A 16,510-nucleotide genomic window follows, 5' to 3' on the forward strand; every position below is an offset into this window, starting at 1 on the left:
CGAGCGATGGACGATGGCGAGAACCCTCGCCCGCTCCTGAAAAAAAGTATCATTCAAGCCGAATCGGACCGCCCGACATCGATATCGCCAATGACCGCCAAGCGAATTGCCCGAAAGGAGACTTCGAAAATGAGCCTGTTGACCGACCCCTCGCACCCCGGCGAAGTGCTGAGCGAACTCTATCTCGAACCGCTCGACATGAAAGCCACAACCCTCGCCGCTCATCTCGGCGTACCCCACCCCCGCATCGAGCGACTGCTCGAAGGCCAATCCACTCTCGACGCCGACATCGCCATCAGACTCGCCCGATTCTTCGGCACGACCCCGGAATACTGGCTGAACCTCCAACGCAACCGAGACCTCTCCCACGCCCGAAAGACAATCGATGTCTCGTCCATCAAACCCCTTGAGGCGGGTTGATTGACGTCCGCTTTTTGCTAGGCAAATAAAAAGACAGAAATCTAATCGGAAATACTTTGGGTTCTTTCTACCCATATTTCTTCTGAGAATAAATCATCTGCCATCATGATGATTTGTTTTTTGACTTTTTTAGTATATCTTCTAATAAATTCTTTAGTGATATAGCTGTATTTCCATCCAGAATATGTTGTTGTATTTGTTTTTTGTTGATAACAGCATTAAATTTGTCAATTAGGCATTTGAATACTGATTTGCCGCAAGCTGCTCTAAGGGGCTCATTTGATTGGAGTTCTTCCCATACATCGTTAATTTGCGGACTCCCGCCTTCTCCATTATAGATTTCTTGATTATGTGATCTTCTATGGCCAATGAATTTTTTGTTATCGGGTTTGTTATGTAACTCGATTGATTTATACAGATATTCAATTAAAGAATTAGAATCTGGAGTAAGGCTCTTTAAGAATTCAGGCAAGCAAAAATAGCTTTCTATATCAGAATAGTCGGTTATCCAAAGATGAATGTTATTTTCTTGGTAACGTCTTTTGAGAATTTCCATCTCAGATTTCGTCATCGCATCTCTGTCTCTATGAACGACAATTTCAAAAGAATTTCCTAATGTCTCTTTTAACTCCTTAGATTTTTTAGGCGTGGGTAGGTTTTTATATCCATTTCCAGGAAGAATAGCGGTAGAATTTTTTATCCTTTCGGGCCATTGCTCGAGGATTTTTCTAATGAAAAATAGATCTGTATCCTCGGAGAATAGAAGGATTTCTTTTCCAAAAACACCCCAACCAAGAGCCAATTCAATAGTGGATACATTGCTGGTTCTGATATTTCCACTTTCCATCCAATGCACCTTTGCATCCACTGGTGCGCCTCGTACGATGAATGGTGAGTGCGTAGCCATGATGACTTTAAAATCGGATTCTTTTGCAATATCGGCAAGTAAAGAAGGGATTTTCATTTTAATATCAGGATGTAAATGAATATCGGGTTCATCGATCAAAAGTATTTTTGGTTCAAATAAAAGAATATAACAGAATATCTGTATGATCTGCAGATATCCCATGCCAAGTAACTCAAGAGGCATTTCATGATTTTTGAAAGTTGCCCTTACAGATATAGTTAGATCAGTTTTATCGTTATGAGACACGTCGATCTTCATTTCCTCACCTATCAATTGAGAAATCCAATCTTGTAATTTATAAAGATATTTTCCATCCTTATTTTTGTTTTTCAAAAGAAGTAATGCGTTACGGAGATAAGTATTTGCGTGACCAAAGGAACAAGCTCTCAAAACCACTCTCTCTGAAAATTTTTCTTCTTCGTTTGGAATTCCAGTAATCCCTGGAATGTAAGCACTAAAAAATTCATTCTTTTTTCTGAAAATCGATATTATTTTATCTGATGTATTACAAACTACAGCAATCCCGGTATTTTTAGCCTGTTGGATAGTAATTTCTATTTTCTCTTCGTTGCTATTGCTAGGATCTAATAAAAGAAAATGTATATCAGACTTTTCTAAATTCTTACGGTTAGCCCATTTTTTATCGTGTCCAAGCTGCTCATATTCGTTAGTTGGAAGATAGTCGATTTGATCTGGATGCAGGATCTCTCTGGATGAAATGTTTTTAGTGGTTTGTCGAATCAAACAGACTGCAAAATGAATGGCCTGAAGAACGGATGATTTGCCACTTCCGTTGGTTCCAACAAGAATATTGAGATTTGCTAACTCAAGCTCGATCTTTTTCAGTTTCTTAAATTCTTTAACAACAACGCGATCAAATTGCATTATCTTTCCCCTAGCAATTGCCGAAAAAAAGATTTTTGACTTCGTCGAATATCAATCATAGCATAATTTCAAGGGTATACGTAGTGGGATTCTCAACGCAGGGCTTCCTACACCGACAGAGGTCTAAGGCGGATTCGGGTGATGCTTCCGGCGATCAGTCCCTCCTTGCGGCGGATTTGGGCTTTGATCGGTAGGACGTAGGAGCCGGATTTGCTGTCGGGGAAGATCGAGGTTCGCCAAATGCTTTCGCCTAGCATCACCTCGACTCTTACCGAACCGAAGCCTCGCCTTGGAGGTGTCAGAGATCTGATCTGGCTTGCGGCATCGTCCGGCAAGGTGATGAAATGCCAAGCCGCCGGGCCCGGCCATAGCCAAATCTCGGTGCTGAATTCCAATTCGATCGGATGCATGTCAGGAAAATCGTTTTTTTCGAACATATCGAGGTGGATAGATTCAAAAAAGTCCATCATGAACCGGATCGTCCGGCTTATCGGTCGATGCCGCTTTGGCTATTGTTGACCAGCGCGCCACCGCCGCCGGTGCGGGTCAGCACTTGGATGGTGAATTGCGCCGCCGAGCTGATTTCGCACGAAAGCCCCAATCCGGTCCAGCGATGGCCGATCATCGTTGAAAGTTCTCTTGATTGCAGGTGTCGGGTGGCTCCTCGATCGATCACCCTCAGGCTCGTTGTGTATTTCGTCCCCGAATCGTCGTAGCACCGGATGTTCGTATCGCTGCAATCCGAGATGGGGGAACTGCACCGGAGGCGGATATTCGATTCATCGGTGGAGTCGGGCGAAGGGATCGACTCGATATCCGCTCGGTGGATCCCCTTTTCATCGGGGATGCTTCGAATCAAGGCGCTGTTGTTGACCAGGACACCGTTTCCCGAGCGTGTCCAAACTTGCGAACCGATATTCCCGTTGCTGAGCAAAGCGCATCCTAGCCGACCCTTCCCCGACCATGAGCCCCCGATATATTTTTCGATATCCGCCGCCGTGAATGTCCGGGTGCTCATTGCGGGGATCGTCTTGGGGAGACTTCCTCGCATACCGATGCCGCCCTCTTGGGTGGAGCAATCGAAGGTCACCTCGCAAGGGGAATCCTGATTGCATCGCACGCGCAAGGTGGCGGAGTCTTTCGAGTCCGAAGGGGGCAAGGCGAGGGCTTGGGTCCTGACCCTTCCCGCAGCCCCGCCCACGATGATTTTTCTGGTGATGGTCGGCGTGCCGCCGGCGGAAAAGGTGATGGTGTAGAGGGTGTCGTAAGGGTCGTTGTTCCTGTCAGCGGTGACGGTGATGAATCGGGGCGAGTCGTAGTTGTCGGCGGTGAAGATCAACGAGGACGGGGAAAGGGTGATATCGAAAGGGTTCTTCGAGATCCTCACCGATACGCTCTCGGTCGGGGGGCTCGAGAGCCGCACGGAAAAGCCCCCTGCACCGCCTTGGGCGATGACGACGGGTCCGGTGGGGAAGACTTCGATGACTCCTTCCTCGTAGTCGTAGGGGGTTTTCCCTGTCGTTCCGGGATCGGTGGCATCGTTGTCGCTTACCAGCACCGATATCGTCACGGATGGGACGAGGGGGTCGGCGGGGGCGTCCAAGGTGATCGTGGCGTTCTCGTAATTCGTATCGTCATCCTCGGCGGCGGTGATCGAGACCGTCTGCGGGGAATTCCAGTTCGTATCCGAAAAGGCCAAGGTAGAGGGGGAGAGGGTCACGCCGGGGTGGTCGCTCGAAAGAGCGATCGACGTTTGCCCGGACGGGCGATTGTCGAGGGCGACCTCGAAGTCCCCCGAACCTCCCTCCACGACATCGAGCGCTTGCGATGAGATCACGACGATCCCCCAATCGTCATCGTCCACGATCACCGATTTCGTCTCGAGCGGGGCGTCGAATTTGCCGGAAACGGTGAGGGTGATATCGATGGATTCGTCATGCGTGTCGTCGTCATCGACGGCGGTGATGGTCACCGTTTGCGCGGTGTCGTAGTTCGAGGTGTTGAAGGTCAACGAGGTCGGCGAGACCCCGGCGGCCCCGGCGTCGCCGCTTCGCAAGTCCACGGTGACATCCCCGCTCGGTGCGGAATCGAGGGCGACGGTGAAGGTATCGAGCGAACCCTCGTCGAGGGTATGCCCACCGGGCGGGACAAGGGCGATCCTGCCGGAAGGGATATCGTCATCGTTCACGATGATTTGCTTGGTCAGATCGGATGCGGTGATACCGCCGACGGTGGAGATGGATAAAGCGATATTGACAACCTCGTTCGCATGATCGCCGTCTTGCACTGCGGTCACGGTGAGCGTTTGCACCATCGAGTGATTCCGATCGCCAAAGGTCAGCGATGACGGTGAGACCGTTACCGCACCCGTATCGCTGCTGACCACCGACACGGTGATATCGGTGGTCGGTGCGGTATCGAGGAAGACGCCGAAAATGCCGGTGCCGCCCTCGTCGAGGATGAGCGGATCCGATGGGGTCATGACGAGATTGCCGGGGGGAATGTCGTCATCGTCGATATTGATCGTCATGGTGTCATTCGCGCTAAGACCACCGGAGACGGATAGGACGATGGTGATTTTCTCGTCCCCATAGTCGCTGTCTTGTACTGCGGTGATGGTCACCGTTTTCGCCGTGTCGTAGTTCGACGAATCGAAGTTCAAGGATGTCGGCGAGATCGTCACCGCCCCGTTATCGTTGCCGGTGATGGATACGACGGTCGGATTGCTCGGTTCGGTATCGAGAGCGACGGTGAAGGTGCCGGTATCGCCCTCGTCGATATCGAGGGTGGAGGGGGTCACGGTGAGAGCGCCCGAGGGCGCATCGTCATCGTCGATGGAGGCGGTCACGGTCGCATCGGGGGCGGCGATTCCACCGGAAGCGGATAAGGTGATGTCGACGCTTTCATTATCGTTGTCGCTATCTTGTACCGAGGTAATGGTCACTATTTGCTCGGTATCGTAATTCGATGCGTCGAAGTTCATCGAGGCCGGCGAGATCGTCACCGCCCCGGTATCGCCGCTTGATATCGATACGGTGACGGGCTGATTCGGCGCGGTATCGAACATGACGGTAAACGTGCCGGTGTTGCCCTCGAAAAGATCGACCGTGGAAGGAGTCAGGGTGAAATTGCCCGGCGGGGTGTCGTCATCGGTCACGGAGATTCGTTTGGTCGCATCGGGGGCATCGATACCGTCGGTGGCGGATAGAGTGATGGCGGCATTTTCATGTGCGTAATCGCTATCTTGCACCCCGGTGACGGTCACCGTCCTCGCCGTCCCGTAGTTGGCGGGAGTGAAGGTCAGCGAGGCGGGGCTGACCGAAACGGCTCCGGTATCGCCGCTCGTCAGCGATACGGTAACCGCCCGGGCCGGTTGGGTATCGAGCGCAACGGTAAAGGTGCCGGTATCGCCTTCGTCGATGGCGAGCGTGCCGGATGGAGATACGGTGATATTGCCGGGGGGACCGTCGTTATCGGTCACTGAGACGCTCTTGGTGGTATCGGGTGCAACGAGACCGCCGGCGGAGATGGAAAAGGTGATGTCGACACTCTCGTTGGCATAATCGCTATCTTGCACCGTGGTGACGGTCACTGTTTGCGCCGTGGAGTGGTTCAACAGGTCGAAGACCAGTGATGACGGTGAGACCCTTAGCGCGCCCGGATCGCCGCTGACGATCGATACCGTGGTTTGGGATGTGGACGGCGCGCGACTGAGGCTCACGTTGAAACTGCCGCTCGCGCCGCCTTCGACGAGGGAGAGATCGGACGGGGTCACGTTGATAGTGCCCGCAGGGTAGTCGTTGGCGGTGACTTGCAGGCTGCGTTCGAATTCGACGATGCCGCCGGTGACGGAGAAGGTCAGGGTATCGGTCTCGTCCTGCGTATCGTCATCCGCAGGCGCGGTGACCGTGATCGTCTGCCAAGTCGAATAGTTCGAAGTGGTGAAGGTCAAAGAGGTTTTGTCGTAGGTGATGTTCGCACTGCTACCGGAAGCGCTCGTAATGGTAACCGTCACGTCCGAGCTTGGCTTCCCGCCGAGGCGGACGTCGAAACCGACCGACTGCCCCTCGCCGACGGAGATGGTGCTATCGGAGAACTCCAAATCCTCCGTCGGAAGCCTTGGAGGGATGATGAAATCGACACCGTCGGTTTTCGAGCCGCAGGTCAAGTTGAAGATGGAACACGAATCATAGCCGGATGCGCGTTGTCTGGCCGCATCGGCCCATTCAAGACAAGATCTGGTGGGAAACTTCGTGATTTGGTACGTAAGATTGCCGCCACTGACGACATTGATAATTGGATTCGTTGCGCAACGTTTCGGGTTATTTCCCAACTGCTGGGATTGTCGTCTGAATACTCTTACAAGTTCGCTGCAGGTAACCGGATACCGGTGGAAAGAATGGGTTGAACCGCTAGGCGTCGTCCCGATGCATTGATGTGCAGGCCCGGGAGGCGTTTGAGCGTTGGCATGGCCAAGGACTCCCAAGAGCATCGATAACCAGAGGAAAAGGTAAAGGAAATTCCGCTTTCTCATGAATGGCTTGCCGGGGAGTGGAAGAGGTATTCGAGTGAAGATGGGGGGCTTCATTCGTTCACTCCTCCTGGATGAGTGATGGGTGTTCTCGAAGCAGCGTGGGCAATCGGATAATGGCCGCCGTCGTCCCTCGCTTTCGAAGACGATCGACGTTTTGCTTGGTTGAACCGAAAAAACATCACCCCATGGGTACCGATGACTCGATGCCACCGACCTGCCCTGCCCAAGCAGTCCGAGTCACCTGTAAGGATATCGCATCGCCGCCGATTGCGAAAGATCCGCAAATCACGAGACCTTGCGAAAAATCGGCATGACTCATGCGTCATCGCATCTGCAAGCCCAAGCACGGATGGGTTTTCGCAAGAGGTCGGGGGGAGTCGATATTGCACTCATATAGCGAGCGTGAGACGCATTCGGGCATCTTTCGCTCTCGATCAAGCCCCGGGCGGAGGTCTTTCTCACTCGGTGGTGGCGGGATTTTTCGAAAAATCGGCGATGGCCTTCAAAAACACATCGGCATAGAGAAGGGCTTTGTGCTCGCCCACTCCATGTACAGTCAAAAATTCCTCGCGATTGGTCGGTTGGCGCGCCGCCATATCCTCCAAACTGGCGTTGCTGAACACCACATAAGCCGGCTTCCCGATCTCAGCCGCGATCTTGGTGCGCAAGGTGCGCAGGCACTCGTAAAGCGGTTCGTTGGGCGGGCCGGCTATCGTCCTTTGGGCGCTCACCTTGACCTTCCTTTGTTCCTCTTGCCGCAGGCGAACGGTGTCGGGGCTCACCAAGTCGACCCTTTTACCGTCGAAGAGCACCGGCCGACTCAGCGGGGTGAGCTTGAGGGTATGGTTGTCCTTGTAGTCGAGTTCGAGTAGGCCGAGTTGGATCAACTGCTGTATGAACAGCTGCCAAGCGAAGTTCGTGTGTTGACGACCGACCCCGAAGGTTTTGATCTTGTCAAAACCCTGCTCGGTGACGCCAGGTGTGCGAGAGCCTTTCAATAGATCGATGAGGGTAGTGATGCTGCATCGTTCTTTGGTGCGGATGACGGCCGAGAGCGCCATTTGGGCCACCGTCGTGCCGTCCATATAGCTCGGCGGGTTGCGGCATACATCGCAATTGCCGCAGGTCTCGTCTTGGATCTCGCTGAAATAGCCTAAGAGGATTTTCCGGCGGCATACTTGGGCCTCGGCAAAATCCTGAATGCGCTTGATCTTGGCCTGTTGAATCTCGCGATAGCCGTCATCGACGATATCTTCCAAAAAGCCCAGTTGGGTTTGCACATCGCGGTAGCTATAGAACAGCACCGTTTCCGCCGGCAGGCCATCGCGGCCGGCCCGACCGATTTCCTGATAGTAGCTTTCGAGGTTGCCGGGCATATTCCAGTGCACGACGAAGCGCACATCGGCCTTGTCGATGCCCATGCCGAAGGCGATGGTGGCGCATACGATAGGGCATTCACCTTGGATAAAGGCGCTTTGCACCCGGTTGCGCGTTTCGGTATCGAGACCGGCGTGGTAGGCCTGTGCATCGAAGCCGTGCGCTTGCAGTTTTTCGGCCAAGTGTTCGGTGCCGTTGCGGCTTTGGCAATAGATGATGCCGCTGTGCCCCGGGTAGCGGCGCACCAAGGGCAGGAATTGCTCCCACTTCTTGCGCCCGGGCAGCACCGTCATCGATAGATTGGGTCGATCGAAAGAAGCCACGAACAAGGCGGGGTCGACAAGTCCCAGCGATTCGCCGATATCGGCCCGCACCGCTTTGTCGGCGGTGGCGGTCAGCGCCATTACCGGCGTTTCGGGAAAGTGTTCCTTGATGGCACGAAGGCGCTGATATTCGGGCCTGAAATGATGCCCCCAGCTGCTCACGCAATGCGCCTCGTCCACGGCGAACATGCCGATATCGAGCGTGGCCAGATAGGACAGGCAGCCGCCCGAGAACAGCCGCTCCGGTGATAGATAGAGCAGATCGGTCTCGCCGTTGAACAGCCCTTGCGTCACCGCATCGAATTCGTCCAAGGTCAGGCTCGAGTTGAGGCATGATGCGGCGATGCCGTTGGCGCGCAGGGCATCGACCTGATCTTTCATCAAGGCGATGAGCGGCGAGATCACCACCGTGAGTCCGGTCCGCACCACGGCGGGCAGTTGGTAGCAGATGGATTTACCGCCGCCGGTCGGCATGAGCACCACCGCATCCCGGCCGCTCAAAGCGTGCTCGATGATTTCGAGTTGGAGGGGGCGGAAAGAGTCGTAGCCGAAATGCTGCCTTAGCGCACGGAGCAAGTCGGATTCGCTATGAGACGTTTGCATGATGGCCTTCGATAAGCGAAAAAAGGGATGCGTTTGAAACAATCGACTCCTTGGAGCCTTCGGGGCGCCTGGCCGATCGTCGATGCTTCGAGCCTCGATCATCGACGAGATAGCGCCGAAGAATGCCGACTCATGGACTTGGACTACCGATCGGCCCATTTTATTCACCGCCGATTCCCATCGACATGAGTCGCCGACCTGCATCCCCCATAGACTCCTTGGCCCACCGGCTTGCGGCTTGCCGATGATATCGGATAAGGCCGCCGGAGTTCGTTGCTCCGATCCGATCCCCCGACCCATTGCGCGGATCGAACCTTGCCCTCTTTGTGTGATGATCGAAGCGGTCGATCAACTCATCGATATGGATGTCAACCAGATCGGGATCGCTCGTTTTCGCTTGCAGCGCTTGCGTGCTATCCGGCCACTTGATCACGATGCTATTCGGCGTCTTCTTCCACCGACCTCTCCCTTCGGCGGTGAATTGCATCTCGGATGATCCGATCCATCGCCGCCGGCGATACAACGATACCTTCGAGCCGATTCGAAGATGCCGTGCTCTCGATCATGGCGATTTGCTGCAATCGTTCGAGCACAGCAGGCTTTTGCCGCCGATACAACGCCTGCTTGCCACGGGTCATCTCGTGATTGCCAAGCCTATCGAGAATATCGGGTTTGAGGGAATGCATCGCGATCGCCCTACTATCATGCCCTTCGATCAATGAACCATAACGGAAGGGCCGGTTGCGGATCCAAGCGGGCATTTCCGCATCGCCGGCCGATGATCGCCCGCGCTAATCGATATCGAAGATTTTCAGAACCTCGTCCCCGAAATGATTGATGGCCTTGACGGCGATGCGGCCGCTCGATGGTTTTTCGAAGGGGCGACTGATCGTTGTATAAAGCGTTTGCCAAGCGTCTTGATCGATTTCCGACTTCAGGGTCGTTTTGAGGCGTTTGAAAGGATCGGGTCCTCCACCTGAAAAATAAGCATGGCGGACGAAAAAGGCTTCGTCGTTATAGTCCGTATCGACGAACCAACATGCAATATCGTCGGCTCCGCTCGCTTTGACATCTCCCGTCGTGGGATCGAATATATCGACACCCTTGATCTCCACTTGGTATCGATCATCGTCCATCGTGCGCAGTTCGATATCGGGTTCGCCGAAAACGACGAATAGATTGCCGGATTTACCGGTTTTCAGCCGATTGGCCATGTGGAGATCATTGTTCATGCGAGCCCGCAAGACAGGAAGTTTGCCGATATTGATCAGTTCCTCGTCGGCGTGGGCTTCGAAGGCAAAGCCCAACACCACCAGAACATCGAAATAATCCGCAGCCTCGCGGGCGGCTTGTACCATGAGGCTTCTGGTTACGGTTCCATATTCGGGACCGATGCAGATCGCCGCCTTGCGCTCTTTGCCGCTTTCGCTATACCGACCATCGAATTGGATATGGCGGCCCTTGGCCCAAGGTTCCAAGGAAGAAAACTCCATGCGTTCGCCTTTCTTGGTATTTTGCACCCCGGCTTTACGCAAGTTTTCGTAGATGATATCGATGAATTTGGTCTCGCCCTCTTCCTCGGATTTCGGGCGCAGGCGCCGACTGCGACGAGGTGTCGGATAACGACCTTCTTCCTCGGCGACGGCGTCGATGGCTTCCAATATCGCTTCGTCATCGGCATCGGTGGGCAAGATGCGATGCGGCGAAAGGCTTTCGACGGTGAAAGGACCGGTAACGCGCACCACGTTCTTTTGCACATAAGGACGGTCGTAGAGGTATTCCGTAGCGGCGTTGCGGCTGATGGAGTCGTCGATTTCTTGCTGCCTGGCAATGCGTGCTTGCCAATATTTATCGTGTATCTCCTTGATTTTCTTGCCGATTTTTTCGTGGGGGGGGGGGGGTAGTTAAATCGCGGGGTACCTCCCACTCTTCATAAGACTGCCCGGTGGCCGAATTGAATGCGTTGCGCAAGGGTTCCAATACCTCTTGCCAGCGCTCCCAGATCGTATCGATTTCGGCATTGTTGGCAATCGAACCGAGGGTGATATGCGGCACGCGCTCGTAGACAAAGCCATTGCGTATATTCCCACCATAGACTTCCTTGATGTCGGTCTTGCCGGTGATCGACGATTCTTTCAGCGCACCCTCATGACTATCGGCCAGCAGATAATAGGGGAAGTGACTGCCGATTAGACGTGCTCGGGCGAGGGCGAGCGAAACCCGACTGGTATCGATCGTGATCCAACGTCTCCCCCATTGCTCGGCGACATACGCAGTGGTGCCGGAGCCACAGGTCGGATCCAGCACGAGATCCCCGGGGTCGGTGGTCATCAAGATGCATCGCTGAACGATGAGCGGTCGGGTTTCGACTACGTAGATCTGATCTCCGGCGAAACCGGCGGTATCGGTCCAAACATCCCCGATGCGTTTGACAGGATAATCGTCTATATAAAGTCGATATCGCAATTTTTTTCCTTGGGCACTAACTCGATTCGCTTTGACGATACGATGCATTCCATCGGGATAATTTACTTGCCAATGTCGATTTGATTTGGGGTTGAAAGTATCTCCACAAAAATCAAAAGGAGTGGGAACGGAAGCGGCACCGGAGCTTTCCAATGATACATATTGAAAGATCCTACCTTCTATTTTATCTGACGATAGATGCCATAAGATGTTTCTAAATTTTTATAGAAATTATCCTGTGTCTTCTCTTCGAATAAAGGTCTGAATTTGCAACTTTCTATATTCTTTGCATACCAGATGAGAATATCACCGGTACGGCCAAGAAATTTGGAAGTAAGGCTACCGGTTTTTGAGAAGAATATCTGACGAATGAAATTACGATTTCCGAAGACTTCATCCAATAAGGATCTCACTAAATGGCAATTCTTATCACTGATTTGCAGAAACAATGAACCACTTTCAGCCAATAATTCTCGACAAACAGTAAGCCGATCCCGAAGATAGGGAAGGTAAGAAGAAATGTTATTGTCCCATGCGTCTCGGAAAGCCTGAATCGTCTCCGGTTCACGAGATAGATCTCGGTCGCTCACGGAACGCGATTTTGTACTGACTTGCCAGTTAGATCCAAAATTGATCCCATAAGGCGGATCGAAATAAATGCACTGCACCTGCCCTCTCAGCCCCTCTTTCTCCGCCAGAGAGTTCATCACCAAAAGGCTATCGCCCAAGATCATGCGATTGGTCCACCTCCGATCATGCTGATAGAACTCGATGCGATCCTCCGGATCGAGTTCGTCTTCCCAATCGGCAAAAAGATCGATCGTTCCCTCATCTCGATCCCGTTTGTTCTTTGCGGCCATACGCTTGATATCGTCGACGATAACCTTCGGTTGGATATGTTCTTGCACGTAGATCGGAACGGCGTCGACGCGAAGCGGCTCACGATCTTCCTCGTCCTTGCCTTTCCACACCAACTGCGGATCGAGATCCGGGTTGCGAGCATAGAGCTCCGGATTTTCATCGGGGTTGTTTTTACGAGGATAATCCACCTGCACGGGTTCTCGCTCATCGTTCGGCACCAAACCCTCCATTTCCGCCGTCGGGATATGACGCTTCGTCTCTCGATCGTGAACGAGCGCTTCGATCTCGGTATTCTTGCCCTTCTTCGCTTTGCGTGCCATGTTCTTTTTCCTTGATTGCGATCAGTTCGGTTGATTTGCTTGTCGACCGGAGCCCCAAGAGAACCCCGCAAGTATTTCTCGAGCATCTTGCATATTCATGATTTCAACGAATTGCCATCGCCCCCATCGTCCATCACCATTCACCGAAGGGATCCAGCGGCGATTCATCGTATCCGCCTTGACTCGCGCCCGGTCGTCCTTTTTCCCTTTGATTTCGATCACCAAATTGAGCAGGTCTTCATCGCCATGCCCGTCATCGATGTGCGCGATGAAATCCGGCTCGTAAAGATGATCCTTCTTTTGGTAGGTATAAGGCACTTCGAACCCCAAGCCATCATTGCGCACATAACTCTTGACATGCACATCACTTTCCAGAATTAGACAGAAATCTATTTCCCAATCGCTATCGCAAACCGCGATATTGACATGGCACTTATTCGCATTCGTATCATGGCGTCGTTTTCTGGAGGTCATGAAATCGACACTATGGCTAGTTCCTTCGGGGGTGAATTGATCGATGATAGGGATATAGGATTCCGGTTTATCCTCTTTATGCGGTGCACAAGCGCGGTGGATGCGTTCCGCCGCTTTGACGGCGAAGGGCTTCCATAAGAGATATTGAGCGAACGTACCGCCCAAGCAGGTCAGATAGTCATTCATCCAGCGGCGCGTGATGGGGATCAAATCCCGATAAAGCAAAGGCGGGGTTTCATGATTCTCATTCTGCCGGGTAAATAGCCTCGCCGTTTCCGCCGTCAGATAAAAGACGACTTCGTTGATACGGTGCTGTTTCAAATCATCCAGCGTCATCATGATCCCTTCGCCGACGATGCCTCTTTGCTCGGTGCGAGGTGGCGCATCCTCCGGCGAGATGGTCAAACGCGAATTTTCATCGAATCTGGCGATGAGTCTTTCATCGGGAGTCTTGATCGAATACCCCCGAACTCGAGGAAAGGAGATCGCTGAACGAGCGCGATCATCCATCGCCCGGACTCGATGCGGTTTATTGGGAGGCTGCGGAGATGGAACCTTCGTGCCCTTCGCAAAAGCAAAGGGAACACCGAAAACATCGGCATATTCCGGGCGAAAAAGACCCTTGTGCTCGCCTTCCGTCTCCAGTTCGTAGGAGAAGCGACGAAGTCCTCGGCCGACCACCTGCTCGCAAAGCAGTTGGGTGCCGAAAGCCCGTATCCCCAAGATATGCGTGACATTATTCGTATCCCAGCCTTCCGTCAGCATCGAAACCGATACGACACAGCGCACTTGCTCGCCCAATCTATCTTTCTTGCCGACGGTATTCATGACTTCTCGCAAGAGATCTTCATCGGTCAGTTTCGATACATCCCGATCGGGAAAGCGTTGGCGATATTCTCTTTTGAATAGATCGATCTCCTTTGCCGCCGCTCTTTTGAATTCATCGTTCATCGCCTCGCCGCTATCGAGCTGCTCGCTATCGATCAAGAGCGTATGCAGATGCGATAACGGCTGACCGTCATCTCCGATATTGCTAAATAGCGGCAGTTTGCCCCGTTTCCAGATACCATCTACATTCGGCAATTCGTAGCCGGCGATATAGTCGTGAACGAGTTTCGAGGTGCTCGTATTATTGCAAACGATGATAAAAACGGGAGGTACGTCGATCCCTTGTTTCTCCCAAGCCTTATAGGTTTTCTCGTAATGACTGTAAAGGGAGGCGATTGCCCCGAGAAGGGTGGAGGGAAGATCATCGGGATTCATATTCCCTTGTTTCGAGCGTCCCTTCTTCGGCAAATCCTTGCTTACATGACGATAGATATTGCGATAGACCGGCATTTTATCGCTTGTCATCGCGCCATCATCGATCGGAACCCGAGGGAGTTTCACGATGCCGCATTCGATCGCATCCATCAAAGCGAAATCGGATACCACCCACGGAAAAAGTCGACCCTCGGGATAGCCCGAGCCACGCAAGAAAAAAGGAGTGGCGGATAGATCATAAACGCATTTCAGACCGATCTTGTTTCCCAAGGCCTCGATGCCATTGATCCAAAGCCGCGCCGCCTCGGTATTCTTTTTGACCTCTTCTTTTTCCTCCGGGGTCGAGGGTTTTTCTTCTTCGGTCTTTCCGCCGGTATCGACTTTATGGCGATAACAATGATGCGCCTCGTCATTGATGACGATCACATCCTTCGAGCGCAGTAGTTCCTTGCACGCTCGCTCCAGCATCTGACCTTCCGTCTCTTTCGTTTCGATATCTTTATCGGAATGACCCTTGAGGATATCCCGGGTTCCCTTGGGTAAATGGTAGATTTCACGCTTGCGAAAGACATGATAATTCGTAATCACGATACGCGCTTGTTTGATATCTTGTGAAAACTCGGTCGGAATCAGCCCCCGTCCGACATAATAATTCTCCGGATCCGAAGGAAGCAATACACGCAAGCGGTCTTTGATCGTGATCCCCGGGGCGATAATCAGGAAGTTCCTCGAAAAACGCGTCGATGCGGGATAGCGCACTTTGTTGATCGTATGATAGGCAATCATCATCGCCATGACCGTGGTTTTCCCCGAACCTGTCGCCATCTTCGATGCATAACGAAGCAGGCTCGGATTCGCTTCTTCGTTGGCAAGCCTCAACTCTTCGAGGATTTGCTTGCCTTCGTCGGTCTTATTCGCAATTTCATTGAGCCAGATCAGCGTTTCTGCGGCTTCGACCTGACAGAAAAAGGGTCGGGGTGTGGTTTTTCCTTCTCTCCACTGAGCAAGTAATTTTCTGGTCACATCAGTGATGTCGGTTCGATCTTCTTCCAGCGATTTCAGTCGCCATTTATCCACCAAAACTCTGATGCGATTGATGATCGGATTTTCTTTGGTTTCCTCTTCGATATTGAGGAAGGCTTGGTCGGCATCGATTTGTTTTCTTCTTTGAGCCGCCGGAATCGGCACCAAATGAAAACTCCCCCGACGCCCGAGGTTGACGGCCCCGGTCGGCTGACCCTCATCGTTCAGCTGCCAATGCTTTTTCGGAGGATCGTAGGGCGAATTCAAGATAGGATTGTTATCGAACATTTTTAATTTTCTCCCGACGGAGCATCGGTTTTTTTTGATGATCCAAGTTGTATCGCTGCTTCCCGAGTCTAATGAATCAACGGTCGTTCGATTGAAAATCGGCTGCATTCTATCCGTTTTCGATGTGATTGGAAAGGGGCTTCTCGGGTTCTTTGATCAATACCTCTGCTGGAATGCCGAGATGTGCATTGAGCGCCCGGATCATTTCCAAGGTGAGAGGGCGCTTTTTGGAGAGGATGTCGGAGACCTGTTCGCCGCTCCCGATAAAGGCCTCGAGATCGGCGGGCGTCAGATTCTGTTGCTCCATACGAAACAAGATCGCCTCGATCGGATCGGGCATAGGAATAGGATGATGATCCTGCTCGTAAGCCTCGACCAATGTCGTGAGAATATCCAACTCATCAAGCGATTCTTGATCCTCCGATTTCATCAGGTCACTGATGCGTTTGAGCGCTCGATCGTAGTCGAACTCGCTTTTGATAGGCTTGATCGCTTCCATGTCGAATCTCCTCGATGTCGATTTCCTTTCGCTTCGAATAGGATTCGTAAAGACCGATAAGGGTGATTATTGACTTGAGCCCTTTGATGATTATATAAGCGGCAACTAATTCCTTGCAAAATATGGATGAAAAAGATCTCAAGAAAATCGCCTCCGGTCTATTTCAAATTGTAGACGGTACCATGCACTTGAGGAACAAGAAAAGTGCGGCGCATACTGCTTCTCTTTATGTGCTGGAGTTGATGGAAAAGGGATAGGTGCTTCATC

The 16,510-nt window shown here is 52.4% G+C and carries 12 protein-coding genes; 2 read left to right on the top strand and 10 right to left on the bottom strand.

Features of this window, described 5'->3' with window-relative positions; all coding sequences use genetic code 11:
* Positions 1 to 129 precede the first annotated feature (129 nt).
* Positions 130 to 420 (top strand): HigA family addiction module antitoxin, encoded by a 291-nt coding sequence (locus BF99_RS0100160; protein WP_025769248.1) that lies wholly within the window; start codon positions 130 to 132, stop codon positions 418 to 420.
* A 103-nt stretch (positions 421 to 523) separates the two neighbouring features.
* Here BF99_RS0100160 and BF99_RS0100165 read toward each other — a convergent pair whose 3' ends face one another.
* The 10 genes from BF99_RS0100165 to BF99_RS0100210 form a co-directional block, all read right to left on the bottom strand.
* Positions 524 to 2,212, bottom strand: a complete 1,689-nt coding sequence (locus BF99_RS0100165) for an ATP-dependent nuclease (protein WP_025769249.1) — start codon at positions 2,210 to 2,212, stop codon at positions 524 to 526.
* 107 nt (positions 2,213 to 2,319) lie between these two features.
* Positions 2,320 to 2,622, bottom strand: a complete 303-nt coding sequence (locus BF99_RS0100170) for a DUF1905 domain-containing protein (protein WP_051482722.1) — start codon at positions 2,620 to 2,622, stop codon at positions 2,320 to 2,322.
* 77 nt (positions 2,623 to 2,699) lie between these two features.
* Entirely contained in the window at positions 2,700 to 6,545 is a 3,846-nt protein-coding gene (locus BF99_RS0100175; protein WP_156013092.1) for a beta strand repeat-containing protein, read from the bottom strand.
* 659 nt (positions 6,546 to 7,204) lie between these two features.
* Positions 7,205 to 9,049 carry a DNA helicase RecQ gene (recQ, locus tag BF99_RS0100180; protein ID WP_025769252.1) on the bottom strand — a complete coding sequence of 615 codons (1,845 nt, stop codon included), beginning with the start codon at positions 9,047 to 9,049 and terminating at the stop codon, positions 7,205 to 7,207.
* A 437-nt stretch (positions 9,050 to 9,486) separates the two neighbouring features.
* Positions 9,487 to 9,735 carry a hypothetical protein gene (locus BF99_RS23185; protein ID WP_197018972.1) on the bottom strand — a complete coding sequence of 83 codons (249 nt, stop codon included), beginning with the start codon at positions 9,733 to 9,735 and terminating at the stop codon, positions 9,487 to 9,489.
* A 105-nt stretch (positions 9,736 to 9,840) separates the two neighbouring features.
* Positions 9,841 to 10,806, bottom strand: a complete 966-nt coding sequence (locus BF99_RS23190) for a hypothetical protein (RefSeq protein ID WP_025769254.1) — start codon at positions 10,804 to 10,806, stop codon at positions 9,841 to 9,843.
* A 91-nt stretch (positions 10,807 to 10,897) separates the two neighbouring features.
* A complete protein-coding gene (locus BF99_RS23195) occupies positions 10,898 to 11,515 on the bottom strand; it encodes a DNA methyltransferase (protein WP_231471260.1) in 618 nt (205 codons plus the stop codon).
* Positions 11,516 to 11,694: 179 nt separating this feature from the next.
* On the bottom strand, positions 11,695 to 12,696 hold the full coding sequence (locus tag BF99_RS23200) for a DNA methyltransferase (protein WP_025769256.1): 1,002 nt from the start codon (positions 12,694 to 12,696) through the stop codon (positions 11,695 to 11,697).
* A 21-nt stretch (positions 12,697 to 12,717) separates the two neighbouring features.
* A complete protein-coding gene (locus BF99_RS0100205; protein WP_197018973.1) occupies positions 12,718 to 15,723 on the bottom strand; it encodes a BPTD_3080 family restriction endonuclease in 3,006 nt (1,001 codons plus the stop codon).
* A 130-nt stretch (positions 15,724 to 15,853) separates the two neighbouring features.
* Positions 15,854 to 16,243, bottom strand: a complete 390-nt coding sequence (locus tag BF99_RS0100210; protein ID WP_025769258.1) for a helix-turn-helix domain-containing protein — start codon at positions 16,241 to 16,243, stop codon at positions 15,854 to 15,856.
* 122 nt (positions 16,244 to 16,365) lie between these two features.
* On the opposite strand from BF99_RS0100210, the gene BF99_RS22305 reads away from it, so the two are divergent.
* A complete protein-coding gene (locus tag BF99_RS22305; protein ID WP_081758985.1) occupies positions 16,366 to 16,500 on the top strand; it encodes an abortive infection family protein in 135 nt (44 codons plus the stop codon).
* Positions 16,501 to 16,510 lie beyond the last annotated feature (10 nt).

The sequence above is a fragment of the Thioalkalivibrio sp. HK1 genome, assembly GCA_000583135.1.
Lineage (GTDB): Bacteria > Pseudomonadota > Gammaproteobacteria > HK1 > HK1 > HK1.

What these genes read in the sequence shown, in the direction of transcription:
- BF99_RS0100160 (WP_025769248.1), top strand. Translation starts at nt 130, where the DNA reads ATGAGCCTGTTGACCGACCCCTCGCACCCCGGCGAAGTGCTGAGCGAA.
- BF99_RS0100165 (WP_025769249.1), bottom strand. Translation starts at nt 2,212, where the DNA reads ATGCAATTTGATCGCGTTGTTGTTAAAGAATTTAAGAAACTGAAAAAG.
- BF99_RS0100170 (WP_051482722.1), bottom strand. Translation starts at nt 2,622, where the DNA reads ATGCATCCGATCGAATTGGAATTCAGCACCGAGATTTGGCTATGGCCG.
- recQ (WP_025769252.1), bottom strand. Translation starts at nt 9,049, where the DNA reads ATGCAAACGTCTCATAGCGAATCCGACTTGCTCCGTGCGCTAAGGCAG.
- BF99_RS23185 (WP_197018972.1), bottom strand. Translation starts at nt 9,735, where the DNA reads ATGCATTCCCTCAAACCCGATATTCTCGATAGGCTTGGCAATCACGAG.
- BF99_RS23200 (WP_025769256.1), bottom strand. Translation starts at nt 12,696, where the DNA reads ATGGCACGCAAAGCGAAGAAGGGCAAGAATACCGAGATCGAAGCGCTC.
- BF99_RS0100210 (WP_025769258.1), bottom strand. Translation starts at nt 16,243, where the DNA reads ATGGAAGCGATCAAGCCTATCAAAAGCGAGTTCGACTACGATCGAGCG.
- BF99_RS22305 (WP_081758985.1), top strand. Translation starts at nt 16,366, where the DNA reads ATGGATGAAAAAGATCTCAAGAAAATCGCCTCCGGTCTATTTCAAATT.